Origin of the sequence: Microbacterium sp. HA-8, assembly GCF_046111165.1 — a bacterium.
Lineage (GTDB): Bacteria > Actinomycetota > Actinomycetes > Actinomycetales > Microbacteriaceae > Microbacterium.
In genome coordinates, this window is record NZ_CP162025.1 from 2,373,820 (window position 1) to 2,393,155 (window position 19,336).

A 19,336-nucleotide genomic window follows, 5' to 3' on the forward strand; every position below is an offset into this window, starting at 1 on the left:
CGAGCAGACTCAGTCCGCTTTGCGGGCCAGCGCCATGAGAGGGCTGACACGATAGGGGATGATCTCGCCCATCACGAGGGAGGTCTCGGTGCGCTCGACACCGGGGACGGCGAGGATCCGGGCGTCGACATCAAAGAGGTGTCGTGCGTCACGGCATGCGACGTGCACGAGCAGATCGACCTGACCGCTGAGCCCGTACGCCTGGATGATCTCGGGGATCTCGGCGATGCGGGCGGCGATCGAGGGCAGCTCGGTCTGGCGCACGAGCACCGAGATGGCGGCCTGGAGGGGATAGCCGAGGGTGTGCGGTGCGATGGTGCGCTCGAAGGAGAGGAACACACCCGCGCGTTCGAGCTTTGCCATGCGTGCCTGCACGGTGTTGCGCGAGAGGCTCAGCCGATCCGCCAGGGCGACCACGGTGGCTCTCGGGTCGTCGGCGAGCGCGCTCAGCAGCGCGAGATCGACGTGATCCAGCTTGCTCATAGTGCGGGACTTTATCACGATGCGACCCGCCACTTCGGCGCATCCTGCTCAATACGCACGCGCATGCTTGAGCGTCGTGCGAATCTTCGTACACTCGAATCAGCGGCGACGACGCCGCAGCTCGACAGCGTCCCACAAGGACCGACGAGACCCAGGAGGGCCGCGATGACGCACCCGATCTCCACTGTCCACCCCGGCGCGATCGCCGCGGACGACGACCTCGCCCAGGTGCTGGACGCCGAGGGCGAACGCCACCCGGATCCCACGCTCGATCCGTACATCGCGGATGTCGACGCCGACCTTCTGCGCGGTCTGTTCACCGATATGAGCATCGTTCGGCGACTCGATCGCGAGGGCGTGGCCCTCCAGCGGCAGGGTCAGCTCGCACTCTGGGCGCCGTGCCTCGGGCAGGAAGCCGCGCAGGTCGGCACGGGCCGGGCGCTGCACGCCGCCGACTTCGTCTTCCCGAGTTACCGCGAGCACGGTCTGGCGTGGGTGAGGGGCGCCGCGCCCGTCGACCTGATCCGCGTCTGGCGCGGGGAGGAGAACTCGTCGTGGGATCCCGCGGCGGTGCGGATGGCGCCGCCCCAGATCATCATCGGCGCGCAGACGCTGCACGCCGTCGGGTACGCGATGGGCATCCAGCGGGACGCCGCGCTCGAGCGGGGCGGCACGGCGGGCACTGCGTCGCCGGTCGAGGCCGCCGAGCGGGAGATCTCAGTGGCGTACTTCGGCGACGGCGCGAGCAGTCAGGGGGATGTGCACGAGGCGATGGTGTTCGCGTCGTCCTTCCGCGCACCCGTCGTCTTCGTGTGCCAGAACAACCACTGGGCCATCAGCGAACCCGTGGGCGTGCAGGCGCGGCGCCCCCTGGCCGGGCGGGCGCCGGGCTACGGCATCCCGAGTCTGCGGGTGGACGGCAACGACGTCCTGGCGTGCTTCGCAGCGATGCGGTGGGCGGCGGATCATGCGCGATCGGGTCGCGGACCCGCCTACATCGAGGCGGTGACCTACCGCATGGGGCCGCACACGACGGCCGACGACCCGACCCGCTACCGCCGGGATGCGGAGGTGGATCGCTGGGGGCACCGCGACCCGCTCGCCCGCGTGGAACGGCATCTGCGCGCGCAGGGCGCCTTCGACGACGAAGTCGCCGCGGATGTCGCCGCCCGATGCGATGCACTCGCGCGGGCGGTGCGCGAGGCAGCCCTGACCTACCGATCCCGCGCCCCGCTCGCCGTCTTCGACGACGTGTACGCCGAGCCCCACACCGCGATCGCGCGGGAGCGCGCCCACTTCGCCGCCTACCTCGACGGGTTCGTCGACGCCGGCCACGACGGGGAGGACGCACGATGAGCGAGATGACGATGGCCCGCGCGATCGGCGCAGGGCTGCACCGTGCGATGACGGACGACCCGCGCGTGCTCGTCATGGGCGAGGACATCGGGCGCCTCGGCGGTGTCTTCCGTGTGACCGACGGCCTGCTGGCAGAGTTCGGTGCCGACAGGATCATCGACACCCCTCTCGCCGAAGCGGGCATCGTCGGCACGGCCGTCGGCCTCGCGTACCGCGGCTTCCGGCCGGTCGTCGAGATCCAGTTCGACGGCTTCATCTACCCCGCCTTCGATCAGATCGTCTGCCAGGTCGCGAAGCTGCACTATCGCACCCGCGGGCGCGTGAAAATGCCGCTGACGATCCGGGTGCCGTGGGCAGGCGGCGTGGGTGCCGCCGAACATCACTCCGAATCCCCCGAGGCGTACTTCGTGCACACGGCGGGGCTCCGCGTGGTCGCGGTATCCCACCCCGGCGATGCGTACACCATGCTGCGGCAGGCGATCGCCTGCGACGATCCCGTGGTGTTCTTCGAACCCAAGCGGCTGTATCACAGCAAGGGTGAGGTGGACCTCGACCGCAGCCTCGCCGATGCGCCGCCGATGGGTCTTGCGCGCATCATGCGCCCGGGAAGGGACGTCACTCTCGTCACGTACGGCGCGCAGGTGGCCGTGGCGCTGGATGCCGCCCTCGCGGCCGAGGATGAGGGCGTGTCGATCGAGGTGGTCGACCTGCGCTCGCTCTCGCCGATCGATCACGCGACCCTCGATGCGTCCGTGCGCAGAACGGGGCGCGTCGTGGTGACCCACGAGGCGGCGCTCCAAGGGGGACTGGGCGCCGAGATCGTCGCGGGAGTCACGGAGCGGTGCTTCGCCGATCTCTCGGCCGCGCCCGTCCGGGTGACCGGGCACGACATCCCGTACCCGCCCGCCAAGCTCGAACGCCATCATCTGCCGGATCTCGACCGCATCCTCGACGGTGTGGACCGGGTGCTCGGCCGACCGAACTCACTCACGGGGGTGACGCTGTGACCTACACCTTCGCGTTGCCGGACCTCGGAGAGGGCCTCACCGACGCCGAACTCGTGCACTGGCAGGTGGCGGTGGGGGAGCACGTCGATCTGAATCAGACGATCGCCGAGGTCGAGACCGCCAAGGCGGTCGTCGAGCTCCCCTCGCCGTGCGCCGGGACCGTACGCGAACTGCTCGCCGACGTCGGTCAGACCGTGCCCGTCGGTGGTGGCATCATCACGCTCGACGAGGATGGCGAGCCCGTGCTCGACGCCGGACCCGACGCGGGGCCGGCCCCGCACCTCGTCGGCTACGGCGCGCCCGCGTCTCCGGCCGGACGCCCGCATCGGCGTCCCCGCATCCCGCGCCCTGCCGAACCGCCGGCGCCGCGTACAGAGCAGCCCGCGGTCGCCGAAACGCGAGCGGACGAGCGGGTTCCGATCCGCGGACTGCGACGCCGCACGGCCGAGGCCATGGTGCGAAGCGCCTTCACCGCGCCCCACGTCACGACGTTCCTCGACGTCGACGTGACACGCAGCGTCGAGCTGGTGGACGCGCTCCGCGCGGACCGGTCTCTCTCGGCCCACAGGATCGGCATCCTGACGGTCACCGCGCGCGCGGTATGTCTGACGCTTGCCTGTCATCCCGAGCTGAACGCGTCGTGGGACGACGCCGCCGGCGAGATCGTGCGTCACACCGCGGTGAACCTCGGCATCGCGGTGGCGACGGAGCGCGGACTCGTCGTGCCTGTCGTCCGGGGCGCCGACGCTCTTGCGCTCCCCGCGCTCGCCGACGCCGTCGACGAGCTGGCCCGCACGGCCCGCGAGGGTCGCACGAGCCCCACTGCGATGACGGGCGGAACATTCACGATCTCGAACATCGGCGTCTTCGGGGTGGATGCCGGCACGCCGATCCTGAATCCGGGCGAGGCGGGCATCCTCGCCCTCGGCGCCGTGCGGCGACGGCCGTGGGAGCACGGGGGTGAGATCGCGCTGCGCGAGATCATGACGCTCTCGCTGTCGTTCGATCATCGGCTCGTCGACGGAGCCGAGGGCGGGCGCTTCCTCGCCGATCTCGGGATGCTGCTGACCGATCCCGCACGGGCGATGCTCTACGCATGAGTCACGCGGACGCGGCGGGCGACGCAGACGGCGACGCGTCGACCTTGGGATAGAAGAGCCCGGGAGCGTGCGCGGCGAGCACCGCGTGCGCTTCGGCGTAGGTCTGCGGCTCGGGGTCGCCGGGCTGACCGTAGCGGGCCTGCAGCAGGCCGAGCAGACCCTTGCCGGGCTGACTCAGGGGCTTCAGGCGATGCTTGCCGTGGGCGAGGTCGGCGAGTGCGTCCTCCTCCGCGTTCTGCTGCACCCACATCGGGTGCACGGCGGGCCACGTCGCGGGGTCGCGGGGAGCGTCGAGGTTGACGATCGCGAACAGGTCGTTCGCCCCCTCATCGCGACGTGTCAGCGGTGCGAGCCCGTGCAGGCGGCAGAGGGTGCGAATCACGGCGGCGTGGTGCATCTCGTCGTGCACGATCGTCCCGCGTCGCGTGTAGGCCGAGACGGCGATCGCCGGCACACGCAGCCCGAGCCGGTCGAACGCGAATCCCATCTCGCCGGCGGGTGCGTCCGCTGTGGGGGGTGTCGCGCGCGGCGGCGGCATGTGATCGTAGGTGCCGCCGTGCTCGTCGAAAGTGATCAGCAGCAGGGTGTTGAGGGCGTTCGATCCGTCGGCGCTCGCGCTCGTGCGGACCGCGTCGTACACGCTCGCCACGAGCGCCTCGCCCGCGCGCACGTCCGAAACGGCCGAATCGGCGATGTATTCGCCGTCGACCTCGCTCTCGCGCAGCGCCCCGAACGGCGGGTGGAAGTCGTTGTGGTTGTACACCATGCGCGGCTCGATGAATGCATAGGCGGGCAGGGTGCCCGCCGCCGACTCGTCGAAGAACTCCGACATGTAGCCGAAGCGTCCGGTGCGCCAGTACTGCTCGAGCACAGGGGCGTGCATGACACCCGTGAGTGAGACGAGCTGGAGTTCGTCGAAGTAGATCTTCCAACTGATCCCCGCCTCTTCGAGGCGATTGAAGATCGTCGGATCCGGGTTCGCGTCCAGCCACTTGGCGTAGCCGCTGCCGCCCCGATTGGTCACGTAGCCGTGCGAGGTCGAGGCGTGGAAGAACGACCGGTTGCAGTAGGTCTGGCTCGGCACCGCGGCGAACCAGTTGTCGAAGACGGCGAACTCGCGAGCGAGGGTCGAGAGCACAGGCAGCATCTCGGGCGAGAATCCGCCCATGATCTGCGCGACCTCTTCGGCGCTCGGAGCCTTGCCCCGGTGCATCCGCTCGTAGTTGATGCGGTAGTCGGCGACGAATCCCTCCATCGTCGGCGTCGCGTCGGCGTCGGGTGCGTTGTAGGGGGCGGCCATCTCGTCGACCCACAGGCGTCGATTGCCCTCGGGCCGCACGGTGCCGAAGAGCTGGGTGTTCACATGCGGGAACTCCTCGCCCGGATCGGGGTCGGGCGAGCCCATGATGACATCGGTCGAGCCTGTGTAGACGTGCGCCGGCACGCTCCTGCCGTCCTGATCCGCATTGGCGTACTCGCCGAACGCGAGGCCCGCGAATCTCTCGCCCGCCGGGATCGTCGCGGGGGTGTACAGCCATCCGAGGAGGTTGTCGAAGGAGCGGTTCTCGCCCATCAGCACGACCACGTGGGCGAACCCCGGCTCGTCGCGAACCTCCTGGGCCGCCGACCCCGACTCGCGCACGCCCGCGGCATGCCCGAACGCCGCACCGGCGGCGCCTCCGGCGACCCCGCCGACGAGCAGGCCCGCAGCGGCGTACCCGCCTGCGCGCAGAAAGTCGCGGCGGCTGCGCTGCGACGCGTGCTCCCGCTCGAGTGAGTCCTCATCCGCCATGTCGTGCCCCCTTCTGCGCCGCAGTCAGCGTATCGGCGCGGCGGTGGGGTCAGGCGCGCAGCGCCGCGCGGGCCATTGCGGTGAGCACGGCGCGGGCCGCCGCATCCGTCGCGCCTGCCCCCGCATGCGGCGTGGAGTTCATGAGCCCGAAGGCGGCGTGTGCGCGAAGGCGGGCTTCGGCGACGGCGCGCGCCGGGTTCTCGGCGCACAGCGCGGCCACCCAGAGCTCGACGTAGGCACGCTGCAGGCGCCGGACGGCGGCGCGATCCTCGTCGGACAGGGCGGCGAGGTCACGGTCCTGAACGCGGATGACGTCGGGACTGCGCACCGCGAAGTCGATGTGGAATGCGATGAGCGCATCCAGACGCTTCGCGGGATCGGGTGTGGATGCCGCAACCTCGGCGCCGTCCTCGTGCAGCTGCTCGCTCGCCTCGCGCAGGATCACCCCCAGCAGCGCCTGCTTGGTGGCGAAGTGGCGATACACGGCCGGACCCGAGATCCCCGCCGCCGCGCCGAGATCCTCGATGCCCACTCCGGAGAACCCCCGCTCGGCGAACAGGCGAGTGGCGGTCCGGATCAGTTCGTCACGACGCTCGGCCTTGGCGAGGGCGCGAGCGGAGCGCGGGGCGGGTGTGACATCCCGGACTGTTGCCACGTCCCGCCTCCCGGAGTAGTCTGCTGTCAGTTAGTGAACACTAACCGAAATTCGAACGGGGCGGCAACGCCCGCGGCGATCGACGGAGACGCCATGATCGAACGAGCCGAGGCAGAAGCCCCGCCGACCCAGCGCACTCTCGCCGAGCAGCTGCGACGACGCCTTGCCACCGTCGCGCAGGGGGGACCGCGGGCCGCGCGCGATCGTCACCTCTCCCGAGGCAAGCTGCTGCCGCGCGAGCGTGTGGAGCGACTCCTCGATCCGGGCAGCCCCTTCCTCGAGATCGCGCCTCTCGCGGCGTGGGGGATGTACGACGGTGAGGCTCCGGCAGCGGGCGTGATCGCCGGCATCGGGCTCGTGCACGGCCGCCACATCATGGTCATCTGCAACGACGCGACCGTCAAAGGCGGCACCTACTTCCCCCTCACCGTCAAGAAGCACCTGCGCGCGCTCGAGATCGCCGCCGAGAACAAGCTGCCCTGCGTCTGCCTCGTCGATTCCGGCGGCGCCTACCTTCCGTTGCAGGACGAGGTCTTCCCCGATCGTGATCACTTCGGGCGGATCTTCTATGCGCAGTCGCGGCTCTCGGCGGCCGGCATCCCGCAGATCGCGGCGGTGATGGGCTCCTGCACGGCCGGCGGCGCGTACGTTCCGGCGATGAGCGATGAGAGCGTGATCGTGCGCGGCACGGGCACGATCTTCCTCGGCGGGCCGCCGCTGGTGAAGGCCGCGATCGGAGAGGTGGTCACGGCCGAAGAACTCGGCGGCGGAGACCTGCACGCCAGACGTTCGGGCGTCGTCGATCACCTCGCCGACGACGATGCGCACGCCCTCGAGATCGTCCGCGACATCGTGCGCACCCTGCCCCCGCCCCAGCCGCAGATCTGGCGGGTGGAGACCACGACGCCGCCGGCCGTGGATCCGGCGACACTCGTCGATGTCGTACCCCTCGAAGCTGCCGCGCCGTACGATCCGCGCGTCGTGATCGATCGCCTCATCGACGGCGGCACCTGGCACGAGTTCAAGAGCGAGTTCGGCACCACCCTCGTGACGGGTTTCGGCCGGCTGCACGGCCACCCGGTGGGCATCCTCGCGAACCACGGGGTGCTGTTCTCGGACTCGGCTCGGAAGGGCGCGCACTTCATCGAGCTGTGCGACCAGCGCGGGATCCCGCTGCTGTTCCTGCAGAACATCTCGGGTTTCATGGTCGGGGCGGACGCGGAGGCGGGTGGCATCGCCGCGGACGGCGCGAAGATGGTGACGGCCGTTGCGACGACCCGCGTGCCCAAGCTCACGGTGATCGTCGGAGGCTCCTTCGGCGCCGGCAACTACGCCATGTGCGGGCGGGCGTACTCGCCGCGCTTCCTCTGGTCGTGGCCGGCGAGCCGCATCTCGGTCATGGGCGGCGCGCAGGCGGCCGCGGTGCTCTCGACCGTACGACGCGAGCGACTCGAGGCCGAGGGAGGGGAGTGGTCCGCCGACGACGAGGAAGGGTTCCGCGCCCCTATCCGGGAGCGCTACGAGCGCGAGGGAGACCCGTATCACGCGACCGCGCGGCTCTGGGACGACGGCATCCTGGATCCCGCCGTGACCCGCGACGCACTCGGGCTCGCCCTCGACGTCGTGTCGCGCTGTCCGCTGCCCGACCCGCGCTTCGGCGTGTTCCGGATGTGAGCGCCATGCCCCTCTTCGAATCGGTGCTCGTCGCGGGCCGCGGCGAGATCGCCGTGCGCATCGTGCGCACACTCCGTCGCCTCGGCATCCGCTCGGTCGCGGTCTACAGCGACGCCGATGCATCGGCACCGCATGCGCGTGCGGCGGATGAGGCGGTGCGGCTGGGACCGGCACCGGCCGCCGACTCGTACCTGCGCGCCGACGCCGTCGTTCAGGCGGCCCTGCTCACCGGAGCGCAGGCCGTGCATCCCGGCTATGGCTTCCTCTCCGAGAGTCCTGTGCTGGCCGGCGCGTGCGCCGATGCGGGCATCGTCTTCGTCGGCCCCCGGACGCGGGCTCTGGAGATCATGGGCGACAAGATCGCCGCTCGCGAGCACGTCGCCGCCCACGGCGTGCCCGTCATCCCGGGCCGCTCGGGGGCAGACCTGGACGAGACGCAGCTGGCCGACGCGGCGGCATCCCTCGGCTTTCCCCTGCTGATCAAACCCTCCGCGGGCGGCGGAGGCAAAGGCATGCAGATCGTGCGCGACCGTCGCGACCTGCCCGAAGCGCTGGCGTCGGCGAGACGCGTCGCGCGTGCGGCCTTCGGCGACGACGCCCTGCTGCTCGAGCGGCTGATCGAGCGGCCGCGCCACATCGAGGTGCAGGTGCTCGGCGACGCCCACGGCACACTCATCCATCTGGGTGAGCGCGAGTGCACCCTGCAGCGCCGGCATCAGAAGGTCATCGAGGAGGCTCCCTCGCCCCTCGTCGATGCGGCCCTGCGGGAGCGGCTGGGGGATGCTGCGCTGCGAGTAGCCGCGAGTGTGGACTACGAGGGCGCCGGCACCGTCGAGTTCCTCGTGTCGGCGGACGCGCCCGACGAGTTCTTCTTCATCGAGATGAACACGCGGCTGCAGGTCGAGCACGCGGTGACGGAGCTCGTGACCGGCATCGACCTGGTCGAACAGCAGTTGCGGATCGCCGCCGGTGAGCCCCTCCCGTCCGCAGTGCACGACGCGCGATCGTCGGGGCACGCGATCGAGGCGCGCATCTACGCGGAGGATCCCCGTCGGGGCTTTCTGCCATCCACGGGCACGGTGGGGCGTTGGCGTGCGCCGCGGGGTGAGGGAGTGCGGGTGGATGCCGGCATCGAATCCGGCGCGGACGTACCGGCCTTCTACGATCCGATGGTGGCGAAGATCATCGCGCACGGAGTCGATCGCACCCAGGCGCTGGAGCGTCTCGACAGCGCACTCGCCGAGACGATCCTGCTGGGGATCGAGACGAACATCCCCGCCCTGCGGGCGCTTCTGGCCGACCCTGCCGTGCATGCCGGCGAGCTGGATACGGGGCTCATCGAGCGTCAGGCGCCGCTGCCGGACCCCACCCCCTCCGTGACCACGCTCGAGCGGGCGGCCTCCGCGTGGATCGCGGCGCGAGCGCAGTCCACCCATGCCGTAGACGCGTCACCGCTGTGGCGGGAGCGCGGCGGGTGGCGTCTGGACGGCGAGATCGGGGTCGCCGTCGGCTTCGACACCGGTCGCGGGGAGGCCCACGTCCGCGTGACGCCGGGGCGGGCCGTAGACGCGCACGGTGCGGAGATCCTCATCGCCGGCGACGATGTCTGGATCCACGCCGACGGCGAAGCGCTCCGACTGACTCCGATCGACCGGCGTGCGGCATCCGCCCGTCAGCGCACGCCCCGGGACCGCGCGGCGACGGGGACGTACGGCGAACTCCGGGCGCCGATGCCCGGAATCGTCACGTCCGTGCACGTCGCCGACGGCGCGCGGGTCGACGAGGGCGGGCGGATCGTCACGATCGAGGCCATGAAGATGGAGCACCCCGTCAGCGCCTCCCACGCCGGCATCGTGCGGTTGCGGGTGGGTCAGGGCGCCCGGGTCGGTCGCGACGAGATCGTCGCGACGCTGGTCGCGCCCGAGGAGCCGGACGGCTCCGGTCGGGTGCGAGTGCGTGACGAGGAGGCATCGGATGGAGTATGACCTGAGCGAGGAGGAGCGGGCGCTGCAGGCGATGGTGCGCGATTTCGCCGACGACGTCGTGGCGCCCCGTGCGTACGAGGCGGATCGTGATCACACCCTTCCCCTGGATGTCGTGGCGGGCATGGGCGAGCTCGGACTGTTCGGGCTCCCCTTCCCGGAGGACGTCGGAGGGCAGGGCGGCGACCTGTTCGCGCTGGGCATCGCGATCGAGCAGCTGGCGCGCGTCGATCAGTCGATCGCGATCACCCTCGAGGCGGCGGTGAGCCTCGGCGCGATGCCCGTGCACCGCTTCGGGACTGCGGAGCAGCGCGCACGGCTCCTGCCCGATCTGCTCGCCGGAACGGCTCTCGCCGGGTTCGGGCTCACCGAACCCGACGCGGGGTCGGATGCCGGCGCCACGCGCACCACCGCCCGCCGCGACGGCGACGAGTGGGTGATCGATGGAGCAAAGCAGTTCATCACCAACTCGGGCACCCTCATCACGAGCTTCGTGACGATCACGGCCGTGACGGGCGAGCGGGCGGACGGGCGGGGAGAGATCTCCACGATCATCGTGCCCTCCGGCACGCCCGGATTCACCGTGGGACCGGCCTACGACAAGGTCGGCTGGCGCGCCTCCGACACGCACCCGCTGTGGTTCGAGGGCGCCCGCGTGCCGGCCGCGAACCTGCTCGGCGAACAGGGGCGCGGATTCTCGGGATTCCTGCAGATCCTCGACGAGGGGCGCGTCGCCATCGCGGCCCTCGCGACGGGGGCGGCCCTCGGCTGCCTCGAGGCGGCACTCGCCCACGCGAGGGACCGTGTGGTCTTCGGCGCACCGCTGGCCACGCGGCAGAACGCGCAGTTCACCATCGCGCGCATGCAGGCCCGCGTCCACACGGCGCGCCTCGCCTGGCACCACGCGGCGCGCTTGCACGGCGCGGGGCGGGCGTTCGCAGCCGAAGCCGCCGTGGCCAAGCTCGTCGCGAGCGAGGCCGCGATGGACAACGCCCGGGAGGCGACCCAGCTGTTCGGCGGCTACGGCTTCATGAACGAGTATCCGGTCGGGCGGCACTATCGCGACTCCAAGATCCTCGAGATCGGCGAGGGCACCTCCGAAGTGCAGCTGCTCGTCATCGCCCGCTCGCTCGGACTCGCGGGGTAGCGTGGCCGGCATGAGCGAGGCGGCAGACGTCGGGTCGGACGCGGGATCGGAACGCAGCATCCACCAGCGCGGACTGTGGTTCGACGAGCTCGAGGTCGGCGTGCGCTACGTGCACACCCCCGGCCGCACCGCCACGGAGGCCGACAACGTCCTGTTCACCACGCTGACGATGAATCCGCAGGCGCTGCACCTGGATGCCGCCTTCTCGGCGACGCAGCCCTTCGGGCGCACCCTGATGAACTCGTTCTGGACGCTCGCGACCATGGTGGGCCTCTCGGTCGCGCAGCTGACGCAGGGCACCCTCGTGGCGCAGCTCGGGCTGCGCGAGGTGAGGTTTCCGAATCCGCTGTTCGTCGGCGACACCATCACGGCCGAGACCGTCGTCATCGATGCGCGGCTTTCGCGGTCACGGCCGGGGCAGGGAGTTGCGACGATGCGGCACACGGCGCGAAACGAGCAGGGCCGGATCGTCGCGATCGCCGAACGCTCCGCGCTGATGTGGTGCCGTCCTCACGCGCCCGAGGCCGATGGGGGAGCGCGAGCATGAGTGTTCTCGAGCATGGACCCGCCCTCCTGTTCTGCCCCGCCGATCGGCCCGAGCGATTCGAGAAGGCGATCGAGCGCGCGGATGCTGTCATCCTCGATCTCGAGGACGCCGTCGCGGCCGACGCCAAGGTCCTGGCGCGCGGTGCCGTCATCGAATCCGCGCTCGACCCCGACCGCGTGATCGTGCGGGTGAGCGCTCCGGGCTCCGCCGCGTACGCTGCCGACCTCGCAACCCTCGCCCAGACCGATTACCGCACGATCATGGTCGCCAAGGCCGAGCAGGCCTCGCCGATCGCGAGGGTCGACCCCCGCTTCCGCGTCATCGCCCTGTGCGAGACCGCGAAGGGCGTCCTCGCGGCCGAACGGCTCGCGGCACTCGCGAACGTGACGGCACTCATGTGGGGCGCGGAAGACCTCGTCGCAAGCATCGGCGGCACCTCGAGCCGCAAGCGCCACGGCCGCTACCGTGACATCGCCCGGCATGCGAGGTCGCAGGTCCTGCTGGCCGCGGGCGCCGCGGGTATCGACGCGATCGATGCCGTGCACCTCGACATCGCCGACGACAAGGGGCTGCGGAGAGAGGCGCGCGACGCGGCCGCGTCGGGGTTCGCCGCGAGCGCGTGCATACACCCCGGTCAGGTCGGGATCATCCGCGCCGCATACCGGCCCGCGCCCTCGGATCTGGCCCGGGCAAGACGCCTGGTCGCGGCCGCCGAAGGACAGCCCGGAGTCTTCGTCCACGAGGGACGCATGGTCGATGAGCCCGTCCTGCGGCACGCGCGCACGCTGATCTCCCGAGCGGGCTGATCTTCCGAGCGGGCTGAACGCCCGAGCGGGCTGATCGCCGCGCGAGGAAGCCTCCGCCGGGGCTTACGCCGCGGCGACCGCGGAGTACGAGAGCAGACGCAGCGCGTCCCCGTCGATGTGGAACATGTGAGCCGATCCGTTCTCGATCCGCTCACCCGCCAACGGCAGCGTGTCGCCGCTCGCGTGGCGGATCATCTCGCCGATCAGAGCGCCGTGGGCGACGACGATGACGGATGCCGCGGTCGGCGCGCTCTCGCTCCGCACATCGCGCGCGACGCGGCGCAGGGCCCGCACGCCGCGGGCGCGCAGCTCCGGGCGCGTCTCGGCGCCCGGGATGTTGTCGCGGTCCCAGCTGCCGAAGCGCGCGAGGAAATCCTCGATGAACACGCCCTCGGCCTCTCCGTAGGCGCGCTCGCGCAGCTCGCGGTATCGCTTGCGCGGTGCGTCGAGACCGAGCCGGTCGGCGATGATCTCGGCGGTCTCGCCCGCGCGGCTCAGGTCGCTCGCGACGACGACCGTGGGGCGGGTGAGATCGAGCATCTCCGCAAGTGCGGACGCAGCATCCCCCGCCTGCCGGCGCCCCGTGTCGTTGAGCGGGACATCGGTCTCTCCCTGAATGCGTCGGGCGAGGTTCCAGTCGGTCTGTCCGTGGCGCACGAGGGTGAGGATCGTCACTCCTCGAGCCTACCCGGGCCCGACGGCGTCAGCGCGCGGCGGGGAGCGCCCGAGCCAGAGTGCGCAGCACCTCGCTGGTTCCCGCATCGATCTTGACGGTCGCCTTGCCGTCGGCGCGGGTCACGCCGCGATTGACGATCACGACCGGCTGCTTGCGACGGCGCGCCCGCTCGACCAGCCGGATGCCGGAGTTGACCACGAGCGAGGATCCGGCGATGAGGAGCGCGTCGCTCGAGTGCACGAGCTGTTCGGCCTCGCGGAACTTCTCGGCCGGAATGAACTCGCCGAAGAAGACGACGTCGGGCTTGAGCATCCCCCCGCAGACGCTGCAGTCCGGCACCACGAATCCGTCGGTGCTCTCGGGGAGGACGTCGCCGTCCGGCCCCAACGGCACGTTGTCGGGCACCGCCACCCACGGGTTGTCGGCCTCGACGCGCTCGGCGATGTCACGCCGGTCGAACACCTGCCCGCAGTGCGTGCAGAACACGCGGCGCATCGTGCCGTGCAGCTCGACCACGCGGCTGCTGCCGGCGCGCACGTGCAGACCGTCGACGTTCTGCGTGATGACCCCGGCCGCGACCCCCTGCGCCTCGAGCTCCGCGACGGCGGTGTGCCCGGCATTGGGCCGGGCGGCGGCGAACGCCTTCCAGCCGAGGTGACTGCCGACCCAGTACCGACGACGCGCGCCGGCGTCGGCGACGAACTGCTGCGCCGTCATCGGGGTGCGCGTGGGCGCGCCCTTGCCGCGATAGTCGGGGATGCCCGAATCCGTCGAGACCCCGGCGCCCGTGAGCACCGCGACGCGCCTCCCGGCGAGGGCGTCTATCGCCCGGCCGATCAGGGCCGACGTGGCAGGGTCGAAGGCGACCTCGCCTGGCGCGGTGAAGACCATCGCAGAGTCCCTCCTCGGGTGGCTCAGTGTAGACGGCGGGCTTTACCGGGATGTTACGCGTACCGTGGAGCGGTGCCGACGAGAGGATGCCGATGCGCATCGAGCAGGTGACCGATCCCGCCGACCCCCGGCTGAGCGACTACCGCGACCTCACCGATGTGGCCCTGCGTCGCGTGCTCGAGCCCGCGGGCGGGCTCTACCTCGCCGAATCCGCGAAGGTTCTCGCGCGCGCCCTCGCCGCCGGGCATGAGCCGCGCTCGGTGCTCACGCAGGAGAAGTGGATGCCGCAGGTCGAGGCTCTGCTCCACGACCGCGACGTTCCCGTGCTTCTCGCATCCGCGGAGGTCGTCGAGGGTGTCACGGGATACGCGGTGCACCGCGGGATGCTGGCCTCGATGCACCGCCCGACCGACAGGCCCGTCGTCGACGTGCTGGCGGGGGCGCGGCGCGTCGTCGTGCTCGAAGACCTCGTCGACCACACCAACGTCGGCGCCGTCTTCCGCGCCGCGGCGGCGCTCGGGGCCGATGCCGTGCTCGTAACACCGCGCTGCGCCGATCCGCTCTACCGGCGCAGCGTCCGGGTGTCGATGGGAACCGTGTTCCAGGTGGCGTGGACGCGCCTTCCCGAGTGGCGTGACGCCCGGGAACTCCTGCACGACGCCGGCTGGCACATCGCGGCGCTCGCCCTGACCGAGGACGCCGTTCCGCTGGACGTCTTCGCCGCCGGCGCACCCGAGCGTGTCGCGCTCGTCGTCGGAGCCGAGGGTGATGGCCTCAGCCGGCGCGCTCTCGACGCGGCCGACACGATCGTGACGATTCCCATGGCGGGAGGCGTGGACTCGCTCAACGTCGCGGCCGCGAGCGCCGTAGCGATGTGGGAGCTGCGCGCGCGCTGAGTTCGCGGTGGCGGGCGGGCGGCCGTGCTGCGCGGCGTCAGACCTGCTCGCCCCGGTCGGCTGCAGCATCCCGGCCCGGTGCGAGGAACTGCACAGGAGCGGGATCCGGGCGCTTCGCGGTGATCCGATCGCCCGACGATTCGTGCCGCAGCCGCCGGAGCACCCACGGCACGAGGTGGGTGCGGGCCCACACGAGGTCGCTCGCGCGGGCGGTGCGCCACGTCGTGACCGGGTAGGGGTCGGGCTGCATGGGAGTGAGATCGTTCGGCACATTGAGCGCACGCAGCACCATCCGCGCGACCTCGTGGTGACCGAGGGAGTTCAGGTGCAGACGGTCGGCATCGAAGAAGCGCGGGTCCTGGATCTCTTTCAGCGCCCACTGGTCGGCGACGACGCAGTCGTAGCGGTCGGCGATGGAGCGCAGGTTCTCGTTGTAGATCGCGATCTTGCCGCGCATCGAGCGGAAGACGGGCTGCCAGCCGACGTCGATACCGGTGAAGATGACGACCGTCGCGCCCGTGCCGGCCAGGCGCACGACCGCATCCTCGAAGATGGAGGCGACGGTGTCGGGGTCGGCACCGGGGCGGATGATGTCGTTGCCCCCCGCGCACAGGGTGACCAGGTCGGGAGCCAGGGCGAGCGCGGGATCGATCTGCTCCGCGACGATCTGGCCGATGAGCCTCCCGCGCACCGCGAGATTGGCGTACGCGAAATCGGGCACCTGTGAGCCGAGCACCTCGGCGACACGGTCGGCCCAGCCGCGATGACCGCCGGGCGAGGCGGGCTCGGGATCGCCGATACCCTCGGTGAACGAATCGCCGATGGCGACGAAACGCCGCCAGGGATGTGGGCCGGCATTCACGTCGTCGCCGACGCGGGGGAGCACGTGATCTGTGTCTGACATGGCTCTTTCCTCGGTTCGTGACCGTTATCGACCCTAACGCCGGCATGCCGCCCGGTCGATCGGTCAGTGCTCCCCCGAGAAACGGCGGGCGCCCGCCTCGGGCTGTCGGGGGCGTCGATTATCGTGGTCAGTCGGCACGGGGAGGGTCCCGATCCGCGTGCGCGGTCGGCGTGCGCGACCGATCCGCGCCGGAGGGAGGGGGTGTCGTGACCGAAGAGATGCCGGGCGCCCACGTGGGCAGCTTCGCCGCCGAGCACCTCTCGCCGTCCTACCCCCAGCGCGCCCCCTGGGGAACAGCGCAGCGTCTGCGCGCCTGGCAGGCCGAGGCCCTCGACGAGTACTTCGCGCTCGACGGCCCCGACGGACCGGGCAAGGGCCCACGCGACTTCCTCGCGGCCGCGACACCCGGCGCCGGCAAGACCACCTTCGCGCTCCGACTGGCGACGGAGCTCCTGCGCCGGCGCGTGGTCACGCGCATCGTCGTCGTGGCACCCACCGAGCACCTCAAGACGCAGTGGGCGGATGCCGCCGCGCGCGTGTCGCTGCGGCTCGATCCCGCGTTCAGCAACCGGCACGCGATGCCCGCACGGCACTACCACGGCGTCGCGGTGACCTACGCGCAGGTCGCGGTGAAGGCATCCATCCATCAGCGGCTGGTCGACGATGCGCGCACGCTGGTGATCCTCGACGAGGTGCACCACGGCGGTGACGCGCTGAGCTGGGGTGATGCGCTGCGCGAGGCCTACGGTCGCGCGACCCGTCGGCTGCTGCTGTCGGGCACCCCGTTTCGCAGCGACACCGCGCCGATCCCGTTCGTGGAGTACCTGCCCGATGAGAAGGGCATCCGCCTCTCCCGCACCGACTACGCGTACGGGTACCGGCGAGCGCTCGAGGACGGCGTCGTGCGTCCGGTGATGTTCCTCGTCTACGCCGGAAAGATGCGCTGGCGCACGCGCACGGGCGATGAGATGGAGGCCCATCTCGGCCAAGACAACACCAAAGACGTCAACGCTCAGGCGTGGCGCACGGCGCTGAACCCCGACGGCGACTGGATTCCGGCGGTGCTCCGCTCCGCCGACCGTCGCCTGACCGAGGTGCGGGAGCAGATTCCGGACGCGGGGGGCCTGGTCATCGCGACCGACCAGACGGCCGCCCGCGCCTACGCCGCGATCCTCGCGCGGCTCACGGGGGAGCAGCCGACGATCGTGCTCTCGGACGAGGCCGAGGCCTCCTCCCGCATCGAGACGTTCTCCTCGTCGACGTCGCGCTGGCTCGTCGCCGTGCGGATGGTCTCCGAGGGTGTCGACGTCCCGCGCCTGGCGGTGGGCGTCTACGCGACGAGTGCGTCGACCCCGCTGTTCTTCGCCCAGGCGATCGGGCGGTTCGTCCGTGCCCGCCGCCGGGGCGAGACGGCGAGCATCTTTCTGCCCAACGTGCCGCAGCTGCTCGCCCTGGCCGGCGAGATGGAACGTCAGCGTGATCACGCCCTCGACCGCGACAGCGAGGGCGACGACGAATGGGCACTCGATGACGACCTCATGGACGCCGCGGAGCGCGAGGACAAGGCCTCCGACTCCCTGACGGAGGAGTTCTCGTTCCAGGCACTCGGCTCGCTGGCGCACTTCGATCGGGTGATGTTCGACGGCCGGGAGTTCGGCGAGCTCGCCGTACCCGGAACGCCCGAAGAGGAGGAGTTCCTGGGGCTGCCCGGACTGCTCGAGCCCGAGCATGTGCACGAGCTGCTCATGCAGCGACAGGCGCGGCAGACGCGGCACCGCAAGGTGCGGGAGGCAGCCGAGGGCGCCTCCGGTGAGACGGTCGAGACCGTGGAGTCAGCCCCGCCGCAGGCGCTGCACCGCACGCTCAAGGAGCAGCGCCAACTGCTCAACAGCCTCGTCGGCCTCTACGCGCGTCAGAGCGGCGAGGCGCACGGTCTCGTACACGCCGAGCTGCGTCGCATCTGCGGCGGGCCGGCGGTCTCGCACGCGACGGTCACGCAGCTGCAGGCGCGTATCGAGGTGCTGCGCAAGCGGGTGCGCTCCTAGCGACCGGGTCGGGTTCGGAACCCCGAAATGCTGTCAATCCGGGGATATCGACGGTGACGCCGCGATGCGGATCCTACGGTGGAGGCATCCCCCCGACCCCCGCCGCCGATCTGGAGGCCGCATGATCGCGCCCGCGATGCAGACCCCGACCGCCGCCGACCGTCGACGGTGGACGCGGTACCTCGTCGACGAGCGCGCCGAGGCGCGCGTGTATCGCGATCTGGCCGCGCGACGCGACGGCGAAGAGCGCGACATCCTCCTGGCCCTCGCCGCCGCCGAGGGGCGTCACGAGGCGCACTGGCTGACCCTTCTCGGGGGCGAGCCGGCTCGCCTGCCGCGGCCCGGGGCAGGAACACGGATGCTGGCGTGGATGGCGCGCCGATTCGGCTCGATCTTCGTGCTGGCGCTGGCACAGAACGCCGAGGCTCGCTCGCCGTACGACACCGAACGTTTCGCGACCGCGGCCATGCGCGCCGATGAGAAGATCCACCACGAGGTCGTCCGCGGACTCGCCGCGCGGGGCCGGCGTCGACTGTCGGGCACATTCCGCGCCGCCGTCTTCGGCGCCAACGACGGCCTGGTCTCCAACCTCGCGCTCGTCATGGGCATCGGTGCCACGGGGGTCGCTCCGCAGTTCGTGCTCTTCAGCGGAATCGCGGGCCTGCTCGCCGGGGCGCTCTCCATGGGTGCGGGGGAGTTCGTCTCCGTGCGCTCACAGCGCGAGCTGCTCGACTCGACCGAGCCGAATGACTTCGCCGACGACGTGCTGCCCGACCTCGATCTCGACGCGAACGAGCTGGCCCTGGTCTACCGCACGCGCGGCCTGACGCCGGATGAGGCGATCGAGCGCGCTCGCGCGGTCGTCGAGGCGGCGCGCTCAGCCGACCGTGCCGAGCCCTACCGCAGTCCGCGCGGGGATTCGGGAGACCACGAGGTCGTCGGCGGCGCACTGGGCGCCGCGACATCGAGCTTCCTGTTCTTCGCGTCCGGCGCGATCATCCCGGTGCTCCCCTGGATCCTCGGCCTGAGCGGTGTGGCGGCCGTCGTCCTCGCGCTGGTGCTCGTGGGAATCGCCCTGCTGGCAACGGGGGCGACCGTCGGCCTGCTCTCGGGAGCGCCGCCGCTGCGGCGCGCGCTGCGCCAGCTCGCGATCGGCTTCGGCGCCGCCGCCATCACCTACGCGCTCGGCCTGCTGTTCGGGGTGACGGCCGCGTAGCCCCGGGTGTCCGTCCGCTGCACCGCCGGACATGGTCCGCGGCCGCGCATGCTGAGCCGAACCTACATTCCTGCAGCGAGCCCACATTTTTGCAGCGAGCCCACATTTCTGCAGCGAGCCCGCATCTCTGCAGCGAGCCCACCTCCGACGCGTGGTGGC

The 19,336-nt window shown here is 71.2% G+C and carries 17 protein-coding genes; 11 read left to right on the plus strand and 6 right to left on the minus strand.

Annotation, left to right across the window (positions count from 1 at the left end):
• Positions 1-9 precede the first annotated feature (9 nt).
• Positions 10-483 (minus strand): Lrp/AsnC family transcriptional regulator, encoded by a 474-nt coding sequence (locus AB2L57_RS11365; protein WP_292814966.1) that lies wholly within the window; start codon positions 481-483, stop codon positions 10-12.
• A gap of 165 nt (positions 484-648) precedes the next feature.
• Between AB2L57_RS11365 and AB2L57_RS11370 the strand changes: the two genes are divergently transcribed.
• Genes AB2L57_RS11370 through AB2L57_RS11380 form a run of 3 tightly spaced genes read left to right on the plus strand, consistent with a single transcriptional unit; the run spans position 649 to position 3,946 of the window.
• Complete coding sequence (locus tag AB2L57_RS11370) at positions 649-1,839, plus strand: thiamine pyrophosphate-dependent dehydrogenase E1 component subunit alpha (protein WP_409047138.1); 1,191 nt, start codon at positions 649-651, stop codon at positions 1,837-1,839.
• Positions 1,836-2,846 carry an alpha-ketoacid dehydrogenase subunit beta gene (locus AB2L57_RS11375; protein WP_292814961.1) on the plus strand — a complete coding sequence of 337 codons (1,011 nt, stop codon included), beginning with the start codon at positions 1,836-1,838 and terminating at the stop codon, positions 2,844-2,846. The genes AB2L57_RS11370 and AB2L57_RS11375 overlap by 4 nt, the downstream gene beginning before the upstream one ends.
• Entirely contained in the window at positions 2,843-3,946 is a 1,104-nt protein-coding gene (locus AB2L57_RS11380; protein ID WP_292814959.1) for a dihydrolipoamide acetyltransferase family protein, read from the plus strand. Before AB2L57_RS11375 ends, AB2L57_RS11380 begins: the two co-directional genes overlap by 4 nt.
• 1 nt (position 3,947) lies before the next feature.
• Here AB2L57_RS11380 and AB2L57_RS11385 read toward each other — a convergent pair whose 3' ends face one another.
• Both AB2L57_RS11385 and AB2L57_RS11390 read right to left on the minus strand, forming a co-directional pair.
• Positions 3,948-5,738 (minus strand): alkaline phosphatase family protein, encoded by a 1,791-nt coding sequence (locus AB2L57_RS11385; RefSeq protein ID WP_409047139.1) that lies wholly within the window; start codon positions 5,736-5,738, stop codon positions 3,948-3,950.
• Positions 5,739-5,787: 49 nt separating this feature from the next.
• Positions 5,788-6,393 (minus strand): TetR/AcrR family transcriptional regulator, encoded by a 606-nt coding sequence (locus tag AB2L57_RS11390; RefSeq protein ID WP_409047140.1) that lies wholly within the window; start codon positions 6,391-6,393, stop codon positions 5,788-5,790.
• A gap of 93 nt (positions 6,394-6,486) precedes the next feature.
• On the opposite strand from AB2L57_RS11390, the gene AB2L57_RS11395 reads away from it, so the two are divergent.
• The 5 genes from AB2L57_RS11395 to AB2L57_RS11415 are packed head-to-tail and all read left to right on the plus strand — an operon-like array spanning position 6,487 to position 12,549.
• Positions 6,487-8,067: a carboxyl transferase domain-containing protein gene (locus AB2L57_RS11395; protein ID WP_409047141.1), complete on the plus strand. Its 1,581-nt coding sequence runs from the start codon at positions 6,487-6,489 to the stop codon at positions 8,065-8,067.
• Between the two features lie 5 nt (positions 8,068-8,072).
• Positions 8,073-10,052, plus strand: coding sequence for an acetyl/propionyl/methylcrotonyl-CoA carboxylase subunit alpha (locus AB2L57_RS11400; protein WP_409047142.1), 1,980 nt, complete (start codon positions 8,073-8,075; stop codon positions 10,050-10,052).
• Complete coding sequence (locus tag AB2L57_RS11405) at positions 10,042-11,196, plus strand: acyl-CoA dehydrogenase family protein (RefSeq protein ID WP_409047143.1); 1,155 nt, start codon at positions 10,042-10,044, stop codon at positions 11,194-11,196. Before AB2L57_RS11400 ends, AB2L57_RS11405 begins: the two co-directional genes overlap by 11 nt.
• Positions 11,197-11,206: 10 nt before the next feature.
• Complete coding sequence (locus AB2L57_RS11410; protein ID WP_409047144.1) at positions 11,207-11,743, plus strand: MaoC family dehydratase; 537 nt, start codon at positions 11,207-11,209, stop codon at positions 11,741-11,743.
• Positions 11,740-12,549: an HpcH/HpaI aldolase/citrate lyase family protein gene (locus AB2L57_RS11415; protein ID WP_409047145.1), complete on the plus strand. Its 810-nt coding sequence runs from the start codon at positions 11,740-11,742 to the stop codon at positions 12,547-12,549. Before AB2L57_RS11410 ends, AB2L57_RS11415 begins: the two co-directional genes overlap by 4 nt.
• A gap of 63 nt (positions 12,550-12,612) precedes the next feature.
• Here AB2L57_RS11415 and AB2L57_RS11420 read toward each other — a convergent pair whose 3' ends face one another.
• Together AB2L57_RS11420 and AB2L57_RS11425 are read right to left on the minus strand one after the other, a co-directional pair.
• A complete protein-coding gene (locus AB2L57_RS11420; protein WP_292811669.1) occupies positions 12,613-13,224 on the minus strand; it encodes a histidine phosphatase family protein in 612 nt (203 codons plus the stop codon).
• Between the two features lie 28 nt (positions 13,225-13,252).
• On the minus strand, positions 13,253-14,116 hold the full coding sequence (locus tag AB2L57_RS11425) for a Sir2 family NAD-dependent protein deacetylase (protein ID WP_292811671.1): 864 nt from the start codon (positions 14,114-14,116) through the stop codon (positions 13,253-13,255).
• A 92-nt stretch (positions 14,117-14,208) separates the two neighbouring features.
• On the opposite strand from AB2L57_RS11425, the gene AB2L57_RS11430 reads away from it, so the two are divergent.
• Complete coding sequence (locus tag AB2L57_RS11430; protein WP_292811673.1) at positions 14,209-15,012, plus strand: RNA methyltransferase; 804 nt, start codon at positions 14,209-14,211, stop codon at positions 15,010-15,012.
• Positions 15,013-15,049: 37 nt separating this feature from the next.
• Here the strand turns inward: AB2L57_RS11430 and AB2L57_RS11435 are convergent, their stop codons facing one another.
• Positions 15,050-15,916, minus strand: coding sequence for an SGNH/GDSL hydrolase family protein (locus tag AB2L57_RS11435; protein ID WP_409047146.1), 867 nt, complete (start codon positions 15,914-15,916; stop codon positions 15,050-15,052).
• Between the two features lie 218 nt (positions 15,917-16,134).
• Between AB2L57_RS11435 and AB2L57_RS11440 the strand changes: the two genes are divergently transcribed.
• Positions 16,135-17,961: a DEAD/DEAH box helicase gene (locus AB2L57_RS11440; RefSeq protein ID WP_292811700.1), complete on the plus strand. Its 1,827-nt coding sequence runs from the start codon at positions 16,135-16,137 to the stop codon at positions 17,959-17,961.
• Positions 17,962-18,082: 121 nt separating this feature from the next.
• A complete protein-coding gene (locus AB2L57_RS11445) occupies positions 18,083-19,177 on the plus strand; it encodes a VIT1/CCC1 family protein (protein ID WP_292811678.1) in 1,095 nt (364 codons plus the stop codon).
• The last annotated feature ends 159 nt before the right edge of the window (positions 19,178-19,336 follow it).

Bases quoted from the DNA above. Each gene is read 5' to 3' on its own strand.
- AB2L57_RS11370 (WP_409047138.1), top strand. From the start codon at position 649: ATGACGCACCCGATCTCCACTGTCCACCCCGGCGCGATCGCCGCGGAC.
- AB2L57_RS11375 (WP_292814961.1), top strand. From the start codon at position 1,836: ATGAGCGAGATGACGATGGCCCGCGCGATCGGCGCAGGGCTGCACCGT.
- AB2L57_RS11445 (WP_292811678.1), top strand. From the start codon at position 18,083: ATGATCGCGCCCGCGATGCAGACCCCGACCGCCGCCGACCGTCGACGG.
- AB2L57_RS11410 (WP_409047144.1), top strand. From the start codon at position 11,207: ATGAGCGAGGCGGCAGACGTCGGGTCGGACGCGGGATCGGAACGCAGC.
- AB2L57_RS11385 (WP_409047139.1), bottom strand. From the start codon at position 5,738: ATGGCGGATGAGGACTCACTCGAGCGGGAGCACGCGTCGCAGCGCAGC.
- AB2L57_RS11400 (WP_409047142.1), top strand. From the start codon at position 8,073: ATGCCCCTCTTCGAATCGGTGCTCGTCGCGGGCCGCGGCGAGATCGCC.
- AB2L57_RS11435 (WP_409047146.1), bottom strand. From the start codon at position 15,916: ATGTCAGACACAGATCACGTGCTCCCCCGCGTCGGCGACGACGTGAAT.
- AB2L57_RS11440 (WP_292811700.1), top strand. From the start codon at position 16,135: ATGCCGGGCGCCCACGTGGGCAGCTTCGCCGCCGAGCACCTCTCGCCG.
- AB2L57_RS11415 (WP_409047145.1), top strand. From the start codon at position 11,740: ATGAGTGTTCTCGAGCATGGACCCGCCCTCCTGTTCTGCCCCGCCGAT.
- AB2L57_RS11365 (WP_292814966.1), bottom strand. From the start codon at position 483: ATGAGCAAGCTGGATCACGTCGATCTCGCGCTGCTGAGCGCGCTCGCC.
- AB2L57_RS11430 (WP_292811673.1), top strand. From the start codon at position 14,209: ATGCGCATCGAGCAGGTGACCGATCCCGCCGACCCCCGGCTGAGCGAC.
- AB2L57_RS11425 (WP_292811671.1), bottom strand. From the start codon at position 14,116: ATGGTCTTCACCGCGCCAGGCGAGGTCGCCTTCGACCCTGCCACGTCG.
- AB2L57_RS11405 (WP_409047143.1), top strand. From the start codon at position 10,042: ATGGAGTATGACCTGAGCGAGGAGGAGCGGGCGCTGCAGGCGATGGTG.
- AB2L57_RS11395 (WP_409047141.1), top strand. From the start codon at position 6,487: ATGATCGAACGAGCCGAGGCAGAAGCCCCGCCGACCCAGCGCACTCTC.